The organism is Pseudomonas sp. SbOxS1 (assembly GCF_013416725.1).
GTDB lineage: Bacteria > Pseudomonadota > Gammaproteobacteria > Pseudomonadales > Pseudomonadaceae > Aquipseudomonas.
Window position 1 is genome coordinate 316045 of record NZ_JAAVXC010000008.1, and the last position, 17762, is coordinate 333806.

19 protein-coding genes are annotated in these 17762 nt (G+C 63.2%); all 19 read right to left on the minus strand.

Going from position 1 to position 17762, the window contains the following annotated elements; all coding sequences use genetic code 11:
- Nucleotides 1–150: 150 nt before the first annotated feature.
- Nucleotides 151–1377, minus strand: a complete 1227-nt coding sequence (locus HFK74_RS13555; RefSeq protein WP_180203940.1) for a beta-ketoacyl-ACP synthase — start codon at nucleotides 1375–1377, stop codon at nucleotides 151–153.
- Nucleotides 1377–2105, minus strand: coding sequence for a 3-oxoacyl-ACP reductase FabG (fabG, locus tag HFK74_RS13560; RefSeq protein ID WP_180203941.1), 729 nt, complete (start codon nucleotides 2103–2105; stop codon nucleotides 1377–1379). The genes HFK74_RS13555 and fabG overlap by 1 nt, the downstream gene beginning before the upstream one ends.
- Nucleotides 2102–2563 (minus strand): hotdog family protein, encoded by a 462-nt coding sequence (locus HFK74_RS13565; RefSeq protein ID WP_180203942.1) that lies wholly within the window; start codon nucleotides 2561–2563, stop codon nucleotides 2102–2104. The genes fabG and HFK74_RS13565 overlap by 4 nt, the downstream gene beginning before the upstream one ends.
- Nucleotides 2560–3756 carry a beta-ketoacyl-[acyl-carrier-protein] synthase family protein gene (locus tag HFK74_RS13570; RefSeq protein ID WP_180203943.1) on the minus strand — a complete coding sequence of 399 codons (1197 nt, stop codon included), beginning with the start codon at nucleotides 3754–3756 and terminating at the stop codon, nucleotides 2560–2562. The genes HFK74_RS13565 and HFK74_RS13570 overlap by 4 nt, the downstream gene beginning before the upstream one ends.
- Nucleotides 3753–4235, minus strand: coding sequence for a hypothetical protein (locus HFK74_RS13575; RefSeq protein ID WP_180203944.1), 483 nt, complete (start codon nucleotides 4233–4235; stop codon nucleotides 3753–3755). Before HFK74_RS13575 ends, HFK74_RS13570 begins: the two co-directional genes overlap by 4 nt.
- 46 nt (nucleotides 4236–4281) lie before the next feature.
- Nucleotides 4282–5529, minus strand: a complete 1248-nt coding sequence (locus HFK74_RS13580; RefSeq protein ID WP_180203945.1) for an NAD(P)/FAD-dependent oxidoreductase — start codon at nucleotides 5527–5529, stop codon at nucleotides 4282–4284.
- Nucleotides 5516–6676, minus strand: coding sequence for a sodium:proton antiporter (locus HFK74_RS13585; RefSeq protein WP_180203946.1), 1161 nt, complete (start codon nucleotides 6674–6676; stop codon nucleotides 5516–5518). Before HFK74_RS13585 ends, HFK74_RS13580 begins: the two co-directional genes overlap by 14 nt.
- On the minus strand, nucleotides 6673–9012 hold the full coding sequence (locus tag HFK74_RS13590) for an MMPL family transporter (protein WP_180203947.1): 2340 nt from the start codon (nucleotides 9010–9012) through the stop codon (nucleotides 6673–6675). Before HFK74_RS13590 ends, HFK74_RS13585 begins: the two co-directional genes overlap by 4 nt.
- Nucleotides 8996–9598 (minus strand): outer membrane lipoprotein carrier protein LolA, encoded by a 603-nt coding sequence (locus tag HFK74_RS13595; RefSeq protein WP_180203948.1) that lies wholly within the window; start codon nucleotides 9596–9598, stop codon nucleotides 8996–8998. Before HFK74_RS13595 ends, HFK74_RS13590 begins: the two co-directional genes overlap by 17 nt.
- On the minus strand, nucleotides 9595–10020 hold the full coding sequence (locus HFK74_RS13600) for a thioesterase family protein (RefSeq protein ID WP_008058169.1): 426 nt from the start codon (nucleotides 10018–10020) through the stop codon (nucleotides 9595–9597). Before HFK74_RS13600 ends, HFK74_RS13595 begins: the two co-directional genes overlap by 4 nt.
- Complete coding sequence (gene hutH, locus HFK74_RS13605; protein ID WP_180203949.1) at nucleotides 10013–11557, minus strand: histidine ammonia-lyase; 1545 nt, start codon at nucleotides 11555–11557, stop codon at nucleotides 10013–10015. The genes HFK74_RS13600 and hutH overlap by 8 nt, the downstream gene beginning before the upstream one ends.
- A complete protein-coding gene (locus tag HFK74_RS13610) occupies nucleotides 11538–12479 on the minus strand; it encodes a glycosyl transferase (RefSeq protein ID WP_180203950.1) in 942 nt (313 codons plus the stop codon). Before HFK74_RS13610 ends, hutH begins: the two co-directional genes overlap by 20 nt.
- Nucleotides 12476–13210, minus strand: coding sequence for a glycosyltransferase family 2 protein (locus HFK74_RS13615; protein ID WP_180204147.1), 735 nt, complete (start codon nucleotides 13208–13210; stop codon nucleotides 12476–12478). The genes HFK74_RS13610 and HFK74_RS13615 overlap by 4 nt, the downstream gene beginning before the upstream one ends.
- A gap of 131 nt (nucleotides 13211–13341) precedes the next feature.
- Entirely contained in the window at nucleotides 13342–15021 is a 1680-nt protein-coding gene (locus HFK74_RS13620; RefSeq protein WP_180203951.1) for an acyl-CoA synthetase family protein, read from the minus strand.
- Nucleotides 15018–15563 carry a hypothetical protein gene (locus HFK74_RS13625; protein WP_180203952.1) on the minus strand — a complete coding sequence of 182 codons (546 nt, stop codon included), beginning with the start codon at nucleotides 15561–15563 and terminating at the stop codon, nucleotides 15018–15020. The genes HFK74_RS13620 and HFK74_RS13625 overlap by 4 nt, the downstream gene beginning before the upstream one ends.
- Entirely contained in the window at nucleotides 15560–15814 is a 255-nt protein-coding gene (locus HFK74_RS13630) for an acyl carrier protein (protein WP_007992314.1), read from the minus strand. Before HFK74_RS13630 ends, HFK74_RS13625 begins: the two co-directional genes overlap by 4 nt.
- A 9-nt stretch (nucleotides 15815–15823) precedes the next feature.
- Nucleotides 15824–16084, minus strand: a complete 261-nt coding sequence (locus HFK74_RS13635) for a phosphopantetheine-binding protein (protein ID WP_180203953.1) — start codon at nucleotides 16082–16084, stop codon at nucleotides 15824–15826.
- On the minus strand, nucleotides 16065–16874 hold the full coding sequence (locus HFK74_RS13640; protein WP_180203954.1) for a 1-acyl-sn-glycerol-3-phosphate acyltransferase: 810 nt from the start codon (nucleotides 16872–16874) through the stop codon (nucleotides 16065–16067). The genes HFK74_RS13635 and HFK74_RS13640 overlap by 20 nt, the downstream gene beginning before the upstream one ends.
- Nucleotides 16850–17575 (minus strand): beta-ketoacyl synthase chain length factor, encoded by a 726-nt coding sequence (locus tag HFK74_RS13645; RefSeq protein WP_180203955.1) that lies wholly within the window; start codon nucleotides 17573–17575, stop codon nucleotides 16850–16852. The genes HFK74_RS13640 and HFK74_RS13645 overlap by 25 nt, the downstream gene beginning before the upstream one ends.
- Between the last annotated feature and the right edge of the window lie 187 nt (nucleotides 17576–17762).

Sequence of the window (17762 nt, forward strand, 5' to 3'; positions counted from 1 at the left end):
ATGCTCAAGGACGCCTTCGCCGGCAAGCCAGCTCCTACAGAGGGGGCGGCGCTTGAAACAGACGAGTTTTTTGCGATCAAAGTCGCGGTGCGCAACAAGCCGACCTGTTTGTGAAGGGGCGCCGAAAGGCGCCCTTTGTCGTTGTGCGCCTTACGACCAGCGCTTGAATATCAGCGACGTATTAACCCCACCAAACGCAAAATTGTTGTTCATCACATACTGGTTACTCATCTGCCGAAACTCACCACGCAGGTAATCCAGCTTGCCGCAATGTGGGTCGACTTCGTCGAGGTTCAGGGTATGGGCGTACAGGTCGCGGTTCATCATTTCGATGCTGAACCAGGACTCCAGCGCGCCACAGGCGCCAAGGGTGTGGCCGAGGAAGCTCTTTTGCGAACTGATCGGCATGTGTTGGCCGAACAGGCTGCTGGTGGCCAGGGTTTCGGCGATGTCGCCCTGTTCGGTGGCCGTGCCGTGGCCGTTGACATAGCCGATGTCGGCAGGGCTCAAGCCCGCGTCTTCCAGGGCCAGCTCCATGGCCCGGCGCATGGTGACTTGTTCCGGGCGGGTGGTGTGCTGGCCGTCGGCATTGCTGCCGAAACCGACGAGTTCGGCATGAATACGGGCACCCCGCGCCAGGGCGTGTTCCAGTTCTTCGAGTACCAGCATGCCGCCGCCTTCGCCGATCACCAGGCCGTCGCGCCCTTTGTCGTAGGGGCGCGGGGTGGTGTGCGGGGCATTGTTTTTCAGGCTGGTGGCGTAGAGCGCATCGAACACCATGGCTTCGGTCGGGCACAGTTCCTCGGCACCGCCGGCGAGCATCAGCGGCAGACGGCCGAACTTGATGGCTTCGTAGGCATAGCCGATGCCCTGGCTGCCGCTGGTGCAGGCGCTTGAGGTGGGGATCAGGCGGCCGGTGAGGCCGAAGAAGATGCTGATGTTGGCCGCGGTGGTGTGCGGCATCATGCGCACGTAGGAATTGGCGTTCAGGCCTTCGGCCACCGAGTTGAGCAGCATGTTGCCGAACGCCTTGATCTCGTCGGTGCTACCGGTGGAGGAGCCGCAGGCAACGCCCATGCGCCCGTCCTTGATCGACTCGTCGCCAAGCAATCCGGCATCGGCCAGCGCCCGCTCCGCTGCGCCGACGGCCAGCCGTGAAACGCGGCCCATGCTGCGCAGTTGTTTGCGCGTCCAGTGGCTTGGCACGATGAAGTCATCGATGGGCCCGGCCAGGCGCGTATTGAGTTCGGTAAAGCGGTCCCATTCATCCATGCGGCGGATGCCGCTGCGGTTGGCTGCGAAGTGGTCGGCGATGGATTCCCAATCGCTGCCCAGCGAGGTGATGCCGGCCATGCCGGTGACGACGACGCGCTTCATCAGCACAGGCCTCCATTGACGGCCAGAACCTGCCGGGTGATGTACGAGGCTTCCGCCGACATCAGGAAATTCACTGCGCCGGCCACCTCTTCAGGGGTGCCCATGCGCTGTGCGGGGATCATCTTCATCATTTCTTCCACCGGCACGTTTTCATCGAGCATGGCTGTGTCGATCAGGCCGGGTGCGACACAGTTGACGGTGATCTTGCGCTTGCCCAGCTCGATCGCCAACGCCTTCGCCGCACCGATCAGTCCGGCCTTCGAAGCGCTGTAGTTGACCTGGCCGCGATTGCCGATCAAGCCGGACACCGAGGTGATGCAAACAATCCGCCCGGCGGCACGCCGACGGATCATCGGCATCATCACCGGGTGCAGCACGTTGTAGAAACCGTCGAGGTTGGTGCGCATCACCACATCCCAATCATCCTCGCTCAGCGCCGGAAAAGCACCGTCACGCGTCAGCCCGGCGTTGAGCACCACGCCGTAATAGGCGCCATGGGTTTCGACGTCGGCCTCGAGAATGGCTTTGCAGCCTGCGCGGTCGGACACATCGAATTGCAGGATGCGCGCAGTGCGCCCCAGGGCCTCGATTTCGCCTTGCACGGCTTGGGCATCCGCCAGGCCACTGCGGCAATGCAGCACGATGTCGTGCCCGGCTTGGGCCAGGCGCAGGGCGATGGCGCGGCCGATGCCACGGCTGGAACCGGTGACCAGTACGAATTCAGTCATGACTGGACTCCTTCGGATTCATGAAGATATTGAGCCGCCTGGGGCGGGCGGTACACGTTCAGGCGGGCGCTGGCGTGAATGCCGGGTGCGTTGATGTGGCATTCGAACACGCCCATGCCGTTGTCATCTTCCAGCGAGCGGATGCCATGCAGGGTCAGCTCGGTGCCGGCGGGAAAACGGTCGACGTTGCATTCGAACTTGCGGGAACCGAGCAAAAAACCCAGCTCCACGGCATCGCCACGCTGGCGCGCCTGGCAACCGGCGAAGGCCGCGACGCTCTGGGCCATCAGTTCAATCCCGACCCAGGCCGGCAGGCTGCCGTCGGGGAGGTTGAACAGGCCGTCGGGCTTGACCCTCATGCGGGTATGAATCTGTTCTTCATCGAATGCCAGGATCTCGTCGATGAGAATCATGTCGCCAGCATGGGGCAGCAGTTCGGCGAGCGGCCAGTCAATCATGGGGCGTCTCCGATAATCAGGCTGACGTTGTTGCCACCGAAGGCGAAGGAATTGCTCATCAGGTAGCGAGGTCCAGTGGACGCCAGGCGATCGGCGGGAGTCACCCATTTCAGGGCGGGCAGTTCGGGATCGGCTTGGCCGTCCCAGACATGGGGCGCCAGGCTGTGCTCGCGGTTGTCGTCACTCAGGCTCAACCAGCAGAACGCGGCTTCCAGCGCGCCAGCCGCACCAAGGGTATGACCGGTCATGGGTTTGGTCGAAGAACAGGGCACGCCGGCCGGGAACAAGGCCGCCACCGCGTGGCTTTCCATGGCGTCGTTGTGCGGGGTGGCGGTGCCATGCAGGTTCAGGTAGGCGATCTGCCCGGGTTGCAGGCTGGCCCGGCTCAACGCCTTGCGCATCGCCTGTTGGGCGCCGCGGCCGGTAGGTTCCGGCGCGGAAATGTGGTGTGCATCGGAACTGGCGCCACTGCCCAGCAGGGCAATCGGCTGGCTGTCGCCAGGCTGTTTGCTCATCAGGAACAACACGGCGGCTTCGCCGATATTGATGCCGTTGCGGTTCACCGAAAAAGGATTGCAGCGTTGCCCGGACACCGCTTCGAGTGCCGAGAACCCGTTGAGGGTCAGCTTGCACAGGGTGTCGACACCCCCGCACAGCACCACGTCGCACACGCCCAGGTCGAGCAGGCGCTGGGCACTCATCAAAGCGCGTGCGCTGGAAGTGCAGGCGGTGGAAATCACATAGGCCGGGCCGCTCAATTGCAGCCAGTCGGCAAGAAAGTTCGCCGGAGCGCCGAGTTCCTGTTGCTGGTAATCGTATTCGGCCGGGAATTGCTGTTCGCGCACATAACGGGCCAGGCCCTGGCTGGCTTCCTCGATGCCCGACGTACTGGTGCCCAGTACGATACCTATGCGGTCGCTGCCGTAGGCCTGGATGGCCTGATCGATGTCACCGCGAATTTGCAGCACGGCCTCCATCAGCAATTGATTGTTGCGGCTGCGTTGGCAGGTCAGCTCCGCGGGAATCGGCACGAGTGCGCCCTGGACCGCGCCCACCGGCAATGACCGCTCGGGCACCCAGCCAGCTTCGCTGCGCATGCCGGAGCAATCGCCGGCGAACAGGTTGCGGGCAACTTCGTGCTTGTCGCGGCCCAGGGCGCAGACGACCCCGAGGGCATTGAGATAAGCCGTCATGGTGCGTCACCGCTCAGGGGCGTGATTTGATATGTCGGGCCTTTGGGCAAATTCAATTCGAAGCTCAATGGTTGTGAGTAACGGACGTCCCAGCGCGCCGGCAGCGAGCGTTGCGCCCCGTGTTGCCACGCCTGCGGATAGTTGCCAGGCAGTTCATCCCTGGGGGTTAGCGCAAACAGCAACGCGGCGAACAGCTCCCGGGCTTCCGGGTTGGGCGGCAACAGGCCATCGGCGTGCCAATGGCCATCGATCAGCTTCTGACGGGCCTGGGGAATGCCCAGCAAGTCCATCATCGACCAGCGAATGGCAGGGCCTTCACGCTGGATGACCAGTACCCAATCCAGTCGCTGTTGGTCTTGCAGGCGCTGGATGTGCAATTGCAGCGGCAACGCCACGTTTGGGGTCTGTTCGGGCAGCGGCGCCTGGCTGGCGCAGGCGCACAGCAACAGGATGCAACCGAGCAGCAGGCATCGAATCATCAGGCACACCCTTCAACGGGCTTGCGCACTACGTAGCGCTTGTCAGTCATGTCGCATCCCGTGCACAGAGTTCTGACAACATTCGCAGTCGACGTTTCGGTTCGGCGACGAATGGATTGCGTTCGTCCCAGGCATAACCGGCGAGGATCGAGCTGATCATGCGCCGAATCTCCGCAGTGCCATCAGGGTAGTAAATCACGTCCTGGAACGTCCCGGCGTACCAGCCCTCGACGTAGCAGCGGAACGTATCGACCCCGCGCTTGAGCGGTTCGGCGAATTCACGCTGCCAGTCAACGGCCTCGCCTTGCAGCTGGCGGTGCAGCACCCCGGCGGCCATGCTCGCCGAGCGCATGGCGATGGTCACGCCGGAGGAAAACACTGGGTCGAGAAATTCCGCCGCATTGCCCAGCAACGCAAAACCCGGCCCGTGCAGGGTTTTCACATTGGCGGAGTATCCGCCGATGGTGCGTGCCGGCGTGTCCCACACAGCGTTGTCCAGTACCCCGGCGAGGCTGGGGGTCTCGGCAATGAAGCCGCGCAGGCAATCGTCGAGGTTGTCGCTGCGGCCCTCGAAGTGTTCCGCCGCGGCCACCACGCCGACCGAGCAGCGGCCATTGCTGAACGGAATGGTCCAGAACCAGACGTCACGCTGCACAGGGTGGGTGGTGATGAGGATTTTGGTGCGATCGAAGTTCGGGTGGTCGATATGGTCTTCGACATGGGTGAACACCGCCTGGCGTACCGGGAAATTCGACGGTGCTTCAAGGTCGAGCAGGCGCGGGAGGACGCGGCCGTATCCGCTGGCGTCGAGCATGAAGTCAGCCTCGATGCGGTACTCGCTGCCGTCTTCGCGCCGTACGCCGAGCAACGGCCTGGCCTGATCGATATCGACGCTGACGATGGTTTCGCCATAGCGGATTTCCACGCCTTGCAGTGCGGCCTGATCAGCCAGCAGTTTGTCGAAGTCCGCGCGCTGGACCTGGAAAGTCGTCGGCTTGCCCGGCGTGAATGTGTCGCCGAAATCGAAGGTGCTGTAACGCTCGCCCCAGGCAAACGCGGCCCCGGTTTTCAGTTGGAAACCCGCGGCGTTGACGGCGTCGAGCATGCCCGCTTCCTCGACGAAATCCAGGCAGTGGGACAACAGGCTTTCGCCGATGGAAAATCGTGGGAAATGCTGGCGCTCGATCACCAGTACGTCATGTCCCTTGCGCTTGAGCAGCGCGGCGGCGATGGCCCCTGAGGGACCCGCGCCGATCACCACGATCTGACGACGTTGCGTTTCAACGATTGGCATGGGGGCTCCTTGCCGGGGCGGCAGCTATCATTGGGACTTTATGCATGCCGGCCAGTGCTGGCAGCAGGGTCGCGATCAGGCCCATCAGCATCAACGCAAAGTACAGCGCCGGGCTGATGAGCTGTTGTTGCAGCAGCAGGTTGAGAAAGACGATTTCGCTCAAGCCGCGAATGTTCAGCAGCACGCTTTCGCGCCAGCGGCTGGCGCCCTGGAACGAGGCGCCGGCCCAGCCCAGGCCGAGCCAGTTGCCCAGCAACTTGCTGGCAATCGGCAACAGCAGCAGGGCCGCAAGCTGCACCCAGCCCAGGCTGTCCATTGCGCTGTGCACGTTGATCTGCACGATACCGAACGTGAGGATCAGTGGAATGGCGATGTAGGTCTGCAAGCGGCTCATCCAGATCGCCGGCAACGGCAGGATCAGCGGTGCCTTGAGGGCCGCCATGATCAGTACATAACCGATGCCGAAAATCAGGGCATTGAGCTTGTAGTGTTCGGCGACCACCAGCAACGTGAAAAAGCCCAGGCTGTAGAGCCACGTTTGCCGCAGGCCCAGCAAGCGCAGGAGCACGGGCAGGCACGCGCCGGCCAGGGGCAGCAGCAGGCTGCTCAGGTGCAGGCTGCCCTGGGCGAGGGCGAACAGGGTCCAGCAAGCCAGGTCGATGATGATCGCGGTTTGCACCAGGCGCCGGGTGGCGGTGTGCGGGTAGGCGATGTGCCGCAGGTACAGGTACAACACCGGGATCGCGGTAATGGCGAACAGCAGGCCGACCGCCAGCGAACTGATCCAGGGTTGCGGCGGCAGCAGCCAGATGGCCGTGGCCAGGCCGCAGGCGAACGGAACGCAGAAACTCGGCAGGGCGATTTTCAGGCTCTGGCGGTCCAGTTGCAGGTCGATCACATCGCTGAGGATATAGCCCAGTAGCAGCGCGAAACTCAGGCTGTAGAGGTTCTTCAGCCAGCCGGGTGACACCAGCGCCGCGCCGCTCAGCTGCCATTGCGGTTCGATCCAGAAGTACATCAGCAGGGGCAGGCCGAGGGTCGCCAGCAACAACTGGCTGACGATTGGAATCAGGCCGAAATGCCGACCGAGCCGGGTCGCAAGGGCGAACAGTACCAAGGCCATGGCCCAGAACAGCGCAATCATCATGTTGTCGGTTCCGTGAGGCTGGCGGCATGCACCTGGCGACCGGCCCAGGGCGCGAGCAGGAAGCTGAAGATCAGGCCCAGGCTCACTGACAGGCCGAAGTTGCTCACCGCCGGTGTGCTCGACACCGCCAGTAGGCCAAACGACAGCCAGGTGGTCAGTGCGGCCAGCAAGGTGCCCAGCAGGCTCACGGCGGCGCCACCGACCTGTTCGCGCATGAGGATGGCGTAGTCGACGCTGATCGCCGTCACCAGCAGCAGGCCGAACAGGCTGAACAGGGTCAACGGCTGCCCCAGCCAGCCGAGACTGGCCAAGCTGCACAAGGCCGCCAGCAACGGCAGGGACACAATACGCAGTGCGCCGCCAGGACCGAACGGCAGGATAAGCACCAGCACGATCAGCACGCAGGAAGCGAGTTTCAGTTCTGCGGCACTGATCTGGGTGGCGGCGAATACACTGTTCAATTCGCCCAATCGATCCACCAGTTTCACACCTGGCAGATCCTCGGCTTGTACCCGCAACAGGGCAGGATTGTTCAGGCCCTGCAAGCTGACCATCGCTGCCACGCCGTCAGCGGTCGGCCCCAGCCACAACAGGCGATAAGGCTCGGCCAACGGACCGGCCAGCGCGCTGTCGATGTCTTCGACGGGCAATGCCAGCAACTGGCTCAGCTCCGCTTGCAGCGCCTGTGCGGGTACGCCGACATCGAGCAACGGCTGCCAGAACGGCGGCAATTTGCTCAACGCTTCGCGCACCTTGCGCTGTTCGCTGGGCGGGCTGACCAGTTGATTGAGCGACAGGTAACCCTGGAGTTTCTCCAGGCTGACCAACTGGTCCAGACGTTCAATCAGGGCGCCCTGACGTTCGAGCAATTGCTGTTGGTCGGCCGCCTGCACCAGGAAGAACTGGCTGGTGGGTTGGTAGCCGGTGATTCGTGCAATGGTCTGCGCTTCGTCAGTCAACTGTTGCGGGGCACCCACCCACTGGCGGATGTCGTTTCGGGTCTGCAGTTGCAGCAGGCCGCCGGCACAAAAAGCGATCAGCAGCGCCAGCAACACCGGGGTGCTCAAATACCTGAGCAGCGCTTCGCGGCGTCCCAGTAAAAACTCGCAAAGCCGCAGTGGCCATTGCGCCGGGCGCAGCTCGACACTCTTGAGCAGTGCCGGCAGCAGGCACACCGCGGACAAATAGGCACCCAGCAGCCCCGCCGCCGAGAACACGGCAATCTGGGTCAGCGCCGGGAATGGCGTCCAGGCCAGGGCCAGGTAGCCGATGGCGCTGGTGATCAGGCTCAGGGTCAGGCCCGGCAAGGTCAGCCGTAGCGCCGGCCAGCTGTGCCAGGGTTTCAGGCTCCAGCTCTTGGACAGGTAATGCAGCGGGTAATCGACGGCGACGCCGATCAGGCTCGAACCCAACACCAGCGTCATCACATGCATGTGGCCGAACAGTGCCACGCAGGCCACCGCGCCGAACAGCATGCCCACCAGCACCGGGACAAACGCCAGCAAGACACGCCAGCGACGGAAGGCCAGCAATAGCAACAACAGGATTCCGACCGTGGCACCGCCACCGACCCAGGTCATCTCGCGGGACGCCTGGCGCTGGCCATTGGCGGCGTACAACAAACCACTCGCGGCCAGCAGTTGCACATCGGCCCGGGCGGCCTCCTCACGGCTGTGCGCGAGCAGGTCGGCCACCTGCAGTGGCAGGTTCATGTCGAAAGCATTGCCGGTGGTCCGCGCCCGCAGCAGTACCCAGTGCTTGCCATCCGCCTCGGCGATAAGGGCGCCACTGCCGATGTCCAGTTGCACGGCACCGTGCTGTGGCTGGCTGTTCTGGATGCGCCCGGTCAGGCCCAGCCAGTCGTCCTGGCTCGGCACCAGGCTGAAGCCGCTGAACGGGTCAAACAGCGCCTGCACCCGTTGCTGGATAAAGGCCTCGGGGTGCTCGATCAACTGCTCGCGATCTTCTGCCGCGAGCATGGCCAGGCGGCCTTGCAGCAGTTGCGTGCGCAGGGCCGGCAGGTCCGCCTGCAGGTTCCACTGGACCTTTTCGAACAGGCCGCTGGCTTGCCACTGATCTCCCAATGTCTGCGCCATGGCAATGGCTTGCTGGCGCTCGGTGTGACCAACCAGCACCAGCATTTCGCGGTTCAGCGGTTCCTGCATGCGTTGTTCTGCGCGCAGTTCCAGCGCATCCGGTGCGGTGCCGGGTACCAGTTCCATCAGGTTGGCCGACAGCGGGGCGCCATCGCGCCATTGCCAGCCGGCGAGCGCCAGCACCGCCAGCAGCAGGACCAGGAACAGCCACGGCAGCCTGCGTTCACTCGGCAAAGTCATGTTGCTCCGTGTCGCTCAAGGGTTGCGCGCTGGTGCTGTCCTGCATGCGCAACAGCGTGCTGTCGCCCTGGGTTTCCAGCAGTTCGATGCTGTTTACCAGTTCGCCGCCGGTGATGTTGATCTGGTTGAACACCTGCTTGAGCAGCATCGAGCGTGGCGTCAACTTCAGTGCCCAGTCCTGTGCATCGCCACTGAGCGACAGCTCGAAATCGCGCTGCAGTCCGCTGCTGTCACCTTGCAGAACGGCCAGGAACAAGCGGTTCTGCTCAGCCCCGGCGCTCTTGCCCGGCAACATCTGCCAGCCGCTGGCATCACGCCGGGCAATGCCGGTGGCGGTGATGCGGTAGTCCTGTTGCAACGGCGTCTTGAGTAGCCACAACAGGCCGTGATTTTTCGCCAGGACGAAAGTGCCCTTGCTGGTCAGTGGCTGGGGCAGGGCACGCAGGCGTTTTTCCTGGATGAATTGGCCGTGGATGACATCGGGCCTGGCCAGTTGCGCGCTGAGCTGTTGCAGGTCGAAGGCATTGGCCATCGAGCACAAGCCGAGCAGCAGCAAAGTGCCCAGGCATTTGCCGAGCGCGTTCATGCCAGCACCCTCGCCACGGCGTCGGTGAACACCTTCGGCGAGGCCAATTGCATTTCGCGATTGCTCATGTCGACGGCGACCTGTACGGAAACCCCACGGGTCAGGCGTTCGCCGGTTTCCAGGTCGCTGATCAGGTAGTTGATCTTCAACCGGTTCTCCCATTCCACCAGATTGGCGCGCACGTTAAGCGTCTGGCCGAACTGCGCGCCGCGTATGTAGCGCAATTGCAGGTCGATCACCGGCCACGCATAGCCCGACTCGGACATCGCCAAATAGTTGTGGCCGATCTTGTCCAGCAATGCGCAGCGGGCGATTTCCAGGTATTTGACGTAATGGCCGTGCCAGACGACGTTCATCCTGTCGACGTCGAAGAACGGCACGAGGATTTGCGTATCGGTGTAGAGCACTCCCTTGCTACGCATGCAGCCTCCAGTGTTGTGCGGCGATACGCTGCAGGCACAGGCGCAATTCGCCTTCCAGCGCGCGGTCTTCGATGACCGGCGGGAAATCCTGGCCCAAAGCTTCATGCATGGCCGCGAGGGCCGGTGGCAGCGGTCGCGCATCCTCGGCTTGAGCGCGCAGCCATACGCCCTGGTTGGCGGCCAGCAAGGTGGCGGCGGCGACCTGTTCGGTCAGCTCCAGCACGCGGATCGCATCACGGGCCGCGATGGTGCCCATGCTCACCTTGTCCTGGTTGTGGCACTCGGTGGAACGCGAGAAAACGCTGGCGGGCATGGTGTTTTTCAGCGCTTCGGCGGTCCAGGCGCTGGCACCGATCTGCACCGCCTTGAAGCCGTGGTTGAGCATGGCGCGATCGGCTGTGGCACCGGACAGGTTGCTGGGCAACCCGTGGTTGTAGCGTTCATCCACCAACAGGGCGAGTTGTCGATCCAGCAGGTCGGCGACGTTGGCCACGAGGTTCTTCAAGCTGTCCATGGCGAACGCGATGTGCCCGCCGTAGAAGTGCCCGCCGTGCAGCACGCGTTCGGCTTCGGCATCGATGATCGGATTGTCGTTGGCGCTGTTGAGTTCGATTTCAATGAACGAGCGCAGCCAGCTCAGGCTGTCGGCCAGCACCCCGAGGACATGGGGAGCGCAACGCAGCGAGTAGCGGTCTTGCAGGCGATGCAGCGGCGCAGTTGGCGCGTCGATGGCCAGATCCTTGCGCAGCCAGGCGGCGACCTGCATCTGCCCCGGGTGCGGCTTGGCGGCGAACAGGCGCTCGTCGAAATGCTCCGGGTTGCCTTGCAGCGCAACCACGTTCAACGCGGTGATGCGCGTGGCCAGTTGCAGCAGGTAATCGGCGCGGGCGTAGGCCAGGCAGGCGAGCCCGGTCATCACGGCGGTACCGTTCATCAGTGCCAGCGCTTCCTTGGGACGCAGCACCAGCGGCTGCCAGCCGAGTTCGCGGTGAACATCGGCGGCTTGCCGGCGCTCGCCGCGATACATCACTTCACGCTCGCCGGACAGTGTAGCGGCGACGTACGACAACGGCGTCAGATCACCGCTGGCGCCGACCGAACCTTCTTCCGGAATCAGTGGCAGGATGTCGTGTTCAAGGAATGCTTGCAGGCGTTCCAGCAGCTCCACGCGCACCCCGGACACACCCTGGCACAGCGACTGCAAGCGTGCCGCCAGCACCGCGCGGGTGGCCTGCGCGTCAAGCAGCTTGCCCAGGCCGCAGCCGTGGAAAGTGTACAGATGACGCGGCAAGGCCTCGACGTGATGCAGCGGCACCGCGACCACACAGGAATCGCCATAGCCGGTGGTCACGCCGTAGATCACGCCTTCCTTGTCCAGCAGGGAATCGAGGAACTGCGCGCCTTTGGCGATGCGCTGGCGGAACGTTGGGTCGCCCTGCAGCTGCGTCGGCGCCTGGCGGTTGGCCAGGGCCAGCACATCGTCGATGCGCAAAGGGCGTTCGCCGAAGATTACAGGCTCAAGCGTTGGCGTCGTCATCGGTCTTCCAGAAAGGGTAAAAGTTGAACCATTGTCGAGGTGCTTCGAGGCAATAGTGACTCAGGCGCTCGGCATAGCGGGTGGCCCACTGATGAATGACCTGTTCACGGTCGCTGCGTTTCCAGGTGATCGCGTCAGCGAAGGGCTCGAGGGTCAGGCGATAATCGCCATCGGGTTTCTTCAGGCACAGCAGCAGGTTGACCCGGCATTTCAGCAGGCCGGCCAGCAGCCACGGCCCTTGCGGGAATTTTGCCGGGTGACCGAGAAAATCCACGGTCACGCTGCGCCCGCCGTGCAGTGGTACACGATCGCCGGCAATCGCCAGCCATTCGCCGCGTTCCAGGCGTTCGTGCAGTTGCAGCATGATCACCGGGTCCAGTTCACTGACCTGGATCAGCCGCAGATTGGTCGCACCGGCTTCGCCGAGCAAACGGTTGAAGCGCTCGGCGTGCTTGGTGTGCACCAGCACGTTCATGGTGACCTTTTCGCCGATCTCCGCCAGTGCGCGGCAGACTTCGAGGTTACCCAGGTGGGCGCCTACCAGCATTTGCCCGCGTGTGCCGCGTAGCTGGTTACGCAACAACGCCGGGTCGATGATTTCGATTTGCTCGATGCCCAGCTTGCCGTTCCACACGTCGAGCTTGTCGAGCAGGGAGTCGGCGAAGGCCATGAACTGGCTGAATACCCGCCAATGGCTCGGCCGCAATTCGTCGCGACCGCTCCAGTCGGCGAGCCGTTGCTGGTACTGCCAGGCGCTATGACGGGCGCTGCGACCGAACAGGAAAAAGTACAACACGATGCCGTATAGCAGTGGGCTCAGCAGTCGACGACCCAGCAATCTGGCGGCGACCGCGGTGAATTTCATCAGCCAGAAACTGCCGCGCTCCTCGCGGTCGGCCCAGTGTTGCTTGTCGACGGTCATGGGCGCCACCGTCGCCAGAGGATCATCGGCGAGCGCAGCAGCATGCCGAAGAACAGCCGGGTGTGCATGCTCGTAATCAATACGTTGTCGTGGAACATGCGGAAATGCGAAACACCGTCCAGCGGGTAATGGACGCTGGTTTGCAGCCATTGCATCGGCTGTCCGCGCCAGGCCAGGCGGACCAGGATGTCCGAGTCGAAGTCCATGCGCTTGCCGATCTTCGCCGCGTCGATCAACGCCAGGACCGGAGTTAGGGGGTAGAGGCGATAGCCGCACATGGAGTCGCGAATCTGCAGCGACAGGGTGTTGATCCAGACCATCACGTGGGTCAGGTAGCGGGCGTACAAACGACCCTTCGGCACGCTGTCGTCATACAGCGGATAGCCGCAGATTACGGCCTTGGGATGGGCACGTGAGTGTTCGACAAAGCGTTCTACATCCTGCAGGTCGTGCTGGCCGTCGGCGTCCACCTGCAAGGCGTGGCTGAAGCCCAGGCGCGAGGCTTCACGCAGACCGGTCATCACCGCGCCGCCCTTGCCCTGGTTGGCGGCGAGGCGGATCAGATGCACGTTGTCACGCAGCGCCAATTGATCGAGCACCCTGGCACAGGCCGGGCTGCTGGCGTCGTCCACCAGAATGCACGGCAGGTGATTGGCGAGCAGTGCATCAACCACAGTGGTGATCGCGGTCTCGTGGTTGTAGACCGGCACGACGGCGCAGGGGTTATGCATAGTTGTACGCATCCGTGGCACCGAGGTGAGCCCATCGCGAGCAGGCTCGCTCCCACAGGGGTTTTAGGTGTGGCGCAAGTCCAATGTGGGAGCGAGCCTGCTCGCGATTGAGTGCGCAGCACTCACCTGACTTAAGCATGCGTCGCCTCCAGCAAAATCCGCCCACTGGAACAGGTGGCGGTTTCGTTGCGATAGGCGAAATACAGTTTGCCGCGGGTTGGGTCGAAGCGCAGGTGCAGCTGGACTTCGTCGCCGGGACGCACCAGTTGCTGGAACTTCAGCACTTCCATGCCGGCGAATTTCTCCGGCAGGTTCATCAGTTGCTGGCCCAAGTGCATCGCCCACTCCACCTGCACCACGCCGGGCAACACGGGAGCTGTGGGAAAGTGCCCGCTGAAATAGGCAAGGTCCGGCGGCACGGCCAATTGCAGGCTCCACTCACCGTTGGTTTCGACCTGTTCCAGCACTTGTGGTGCCTTGGGGCGCGGAGCCAGCAGCAGGGCTTCGACGTCGGCCTGGGGCAGTTTGCCCTGGGCGTTCAGCGGCAATTGTTGCAGCAGGCGCCAGCGCCTTGGCAAAGCCAGGGCTTCACAGTGCAGGCTCAGGTGTTGACGCAGTTGTTCGGTGAGTGTGCGTCGACCCTGATTGCGCAGCACATGCAAGCCCGCGTCACTCAGGACCAGCAGCGCGCCCAGCGAGGCACGGTTTTCCTGGACGACACCCAGGCGTGCCTCGGCAACCCAGTCGTGGGCCATCAGCGCCTGCTCCAGCATCGGCAACGAGACCCGTTTCTCTTCCAGCTTGACGATCCGGTCCAGTCGTCCGAGCAGTTCGAACCGGCCGTCAGCTGCGATCCGCGCCGCATCGGCCGTGTGTTCGATATGGCCGTCAGGCAAGTAGGGCGAAGCGATGAGCAAGGCACCCTCATTGTCCTGGCTCAACTGGACGTCGGCAAAGGGCTGCCACAGTGACTGGCCCTGACGCCAGGCGATGCCGCCCGTTTCCGAACTGCCGAAAATTTCCGTGGGCCATTGCTGCAGGCGCTGGTGCAGTCGCTGCGCGGCCTCGGCGGGCAGCGCGCCACCGGAAGAAAACACTCGACGTACCGCGCTCAGCGCCGGCCAGTCGAGGTTGTCGCCCATGCGCTTGAGCAGGGCCGGGCTGGCGACCCAGGCGAAGTCCGGGTGCTCGCGACTGGCACGCTGCAAGTCTTCGGGGAAGGCCAACTGTCTGCGAACGAACGGGCGCCCCGCGCACAGTGGCCACAGCACCCGGAACAGCAGGCCATAGATGTGCTGGGTGGCGACGCTGCCAATGATGCACGCCGGGCCCAGGTCGGCGCCCCACAGCTGTTCCAGGGCCTGGACTTCATTAACCAGCTGGCGCAGGGTTTTTTCGATGCGCTTGGGTTCGCCGCTGGAGCCGGAGGTGCACAGGCTCAGCGTGCAGCCGTCAAGATCGAGCGCAGCGGCGCCAAGGGGCTGATCCTGAAAATCGCCCAGGTGTGCATCGTCGGGCTGATCGGTGAGCCATGCATCCACCTCGCCGGACCAGCGCTGGCGGGTCTGTGGTTGCAAGTCGGCCGGCAGCAGCACGCTGACCCCGGCACGCCAGGCGCCCAGCAGGGCAATCGCCAGGTCGGCGGCGTCTTCAAGGTGCACGGCAATGCGCCGCACACCACGGGTTTGCAGGCCGGCGGCCAGGCGCAGGGCCTGCTCGCGCAATTGTGCGTGATCGAGCTGCGGCTCGGCCGTCACGGCGCGCTCCGGCTCGGCCTTGAGCAGCAGGTGCTCAAGTTTTATCCAGTTCATGGGCGGCCTCGTACCCGTTGTCGTATTAGCCATTCAATGGCAAACATCAGGCCTATCAATCCGTAGGAGATCAGGCCGGTGTACAGCATCCACCAGCTCAGCGGCGCCCACAGTGTCAGGACTGCAGCGCAGATCCCGTTGCACAGGAAAAATACGCACCAGGCGATGGTTACCTGGCGGGTATAGCGGATGGCCTTGGCTGGCAAATGCGCTTCGCGCAGGCGCGCCAGGCGTTCGACCATCGGCGGGCCGTATTTCAGGCTCAGTCCGAACAGCCCCAGCATGAATCCGCTGATCAATACCGGGTACCAACGCAGCAGCAGCGGACTGTCGAATAGCGCCAGCAACAGGCAGAACAGGATGGCCACGCCGGCCATCCACGAACTGCCGGGCCGCCGCTTCCCAGTCAGCGCGCGGGCCAGCCACAGGCTGCCCAGCAGCAGCCCGAACTGCCACGGCGCGAAATGCTCCATGCCGAAATACACCGCAAAGGGGTATAGCAAGCCCGCCAGCAGCAGGCCGAGGCCGATCAGTCGACTCATGCGGCCGGTTGAACCAGACGGTAGACCGCCTCGACCACGTCGCTGACAGTGCGCACCGACTTGAATTCTTCGGCGGCAATTTTCTTGCCGGTCTGGCGCTTGATGTGATCGATCAAGTCGACCGCGTCGATGCTGTCGATTTCCAGGTCCTGGTACAGGTTGGATTCGAGGCTCACCCGTTCGGGGTCCAGTTCGAACAGCTCGACCAAGGCATCGCGCAAGGTGTTGAAAATGTCGTCACGAGTTTGCATGGTCCGGTCTCAAGCTGCCTGTTTTGCAGTGACGAAGGCCGCAAGGCTCGCCACGTTACTGAAGTGGTTGCGCGTGTCCTTGGCGTCGGCATCGATCTTGATGCCGTACTTTTTCTGGATGGCCAGGCCCAGTTCCAGGGCGTCTACCGAATCCAGGCCCAGGCCTTCGCCGAACAGGGTCTGTTCGTCTCCTATGTCCTCGGCACTGATGTCTTCGAGGCCAAGGGCGTCGATGATCAGGTTCTTTATGTCACGGTGCAGATCGCTCATCTTCGGCGAGCTCCTTGATAAAGTAAGAATGCAAATAATCGTTGAGCTTGCGCGAGGCCTGGGGGGGCGGGCCTAGCGCTGCGAAGGCCTGGGGGTCTATATCGGGCCCGACACGGAAACTGAAGTGTACGCGGCGCCTGGGGATCCGATACCAGGGTTCGGCCTTGGTCAGTGTGGTCGGGCTGACCCTGATCACTACGGGGGTGAGGATTTTCGCACCACGCACGGCAATTGCCGCGCCCCCCCGATGAAAGGCGGGCGCCTGGCCCGGCTGGGTGCGCGTGCCTTCGGGAAAGATGATCAGGGTCTGGCCTTGTTTCAGCGCATCGGCGGCAGCATCGAGCATGTCCATGCTGCCGTCGTTGCTGATGTATTCGGTGCGACGTAGCGGCGTGCGGGTGAACGGGTTGTCCCAAAGGCTTTGCTTGACCACGCAGTTGGCATGGCGAACCAGACCGATCAGGAATACCACGTCGATCAGTGATGGGTGATTGGCAATGATCATCTGGCCCGGCCGACCGAGTTTTTCCGCGCCTTGAATCTCGTAGGTCAGCACGCCGGCGCGGGCCATGAAGCGGACGAACAACCAGAAACAGCGGCTGACAGTTTGACGCGCCCGCAACCGGTGGGTTTGGGCATCACCTGGCAGGCAGGCCAGCAACGGGAAAATCACCAGGCGCAGGCACAGGCCGCCCAACCCGAACAGGGCAAAGCTCGCGGCAGTGGCCAGCAGGCGCCAGTAATAGGCGTCGCGGTTTTTTTCAGTCACAGGTTGCGTTGCCAGGTCCATACACGATTTTTCCAGGCATGTTGGCAGGTGGTTTGCGAGCCCAGCAGCGTGCACAAAAGGTTCAACGCGTGCGGCCAGCGAGCGTTGGACAACGCATCCGTGGCGCTGTTCAGGGACAACTGCCAGTCATTGCCCGGGGTAATCAGCAGGCCGACGGCATATGGGAAGGGCACATCGTCGATCCAGGCCGAATAGGCCTGCGGCGGTTGCTCTTCGGTGACCACCAGCAATACCGCGGGTGAGCCTTCAGCCAGCAGGGCCGCAGCTTCCAGCATGCCGTATTCAAGGCCGTCGCCAGCGGCGGCCAGGGCGGTCATTTCGCTGGTTTCACCCCGCATGATCGACCACAGGCCGATGATCGCGTTATGCACCGACAGGCTGAACTGGGTCGGCGACAGTGGCTGGTCGACGGCCAGGTCGCTGAGAATGTCGAAGGTGCGCGGGGTTTCGCCGTGACGGGAAACAAAGACCAATGGGAGGTCCTGACGACCTTCGGCCAATGGCCAACCGACACTGAATGCCATTCGCGCCAGACGGCTGAGCCGCCGACGCTGCATGGCCGGCAGGAACGAAACATCGGGTGCGGCATCGCTGGCCGGCAACATCAACGGTTGCCGGCACCAGGCCTGCCAGTCATCCACACTTTCAAGCCCCGGGGCCCAAGCGCGCCACTGGGCGATGTTGAAATTGATCACAGACATTCAATCCCGCCCTTGCAGGCTTCCTGACGCGGTGAGTGGCGCAACGGCACGGCACACCCTGCGTGGCGCTTGGCGCCAAGTGGTGCGCATTATCCCGGTGCGACGAACGTGTAGCAAATACTGGTTACGTTTTGCTCAGCGAGATGTACCGGTCAGTTCGCAAAAACTGAACGTTTGGCAATTATTC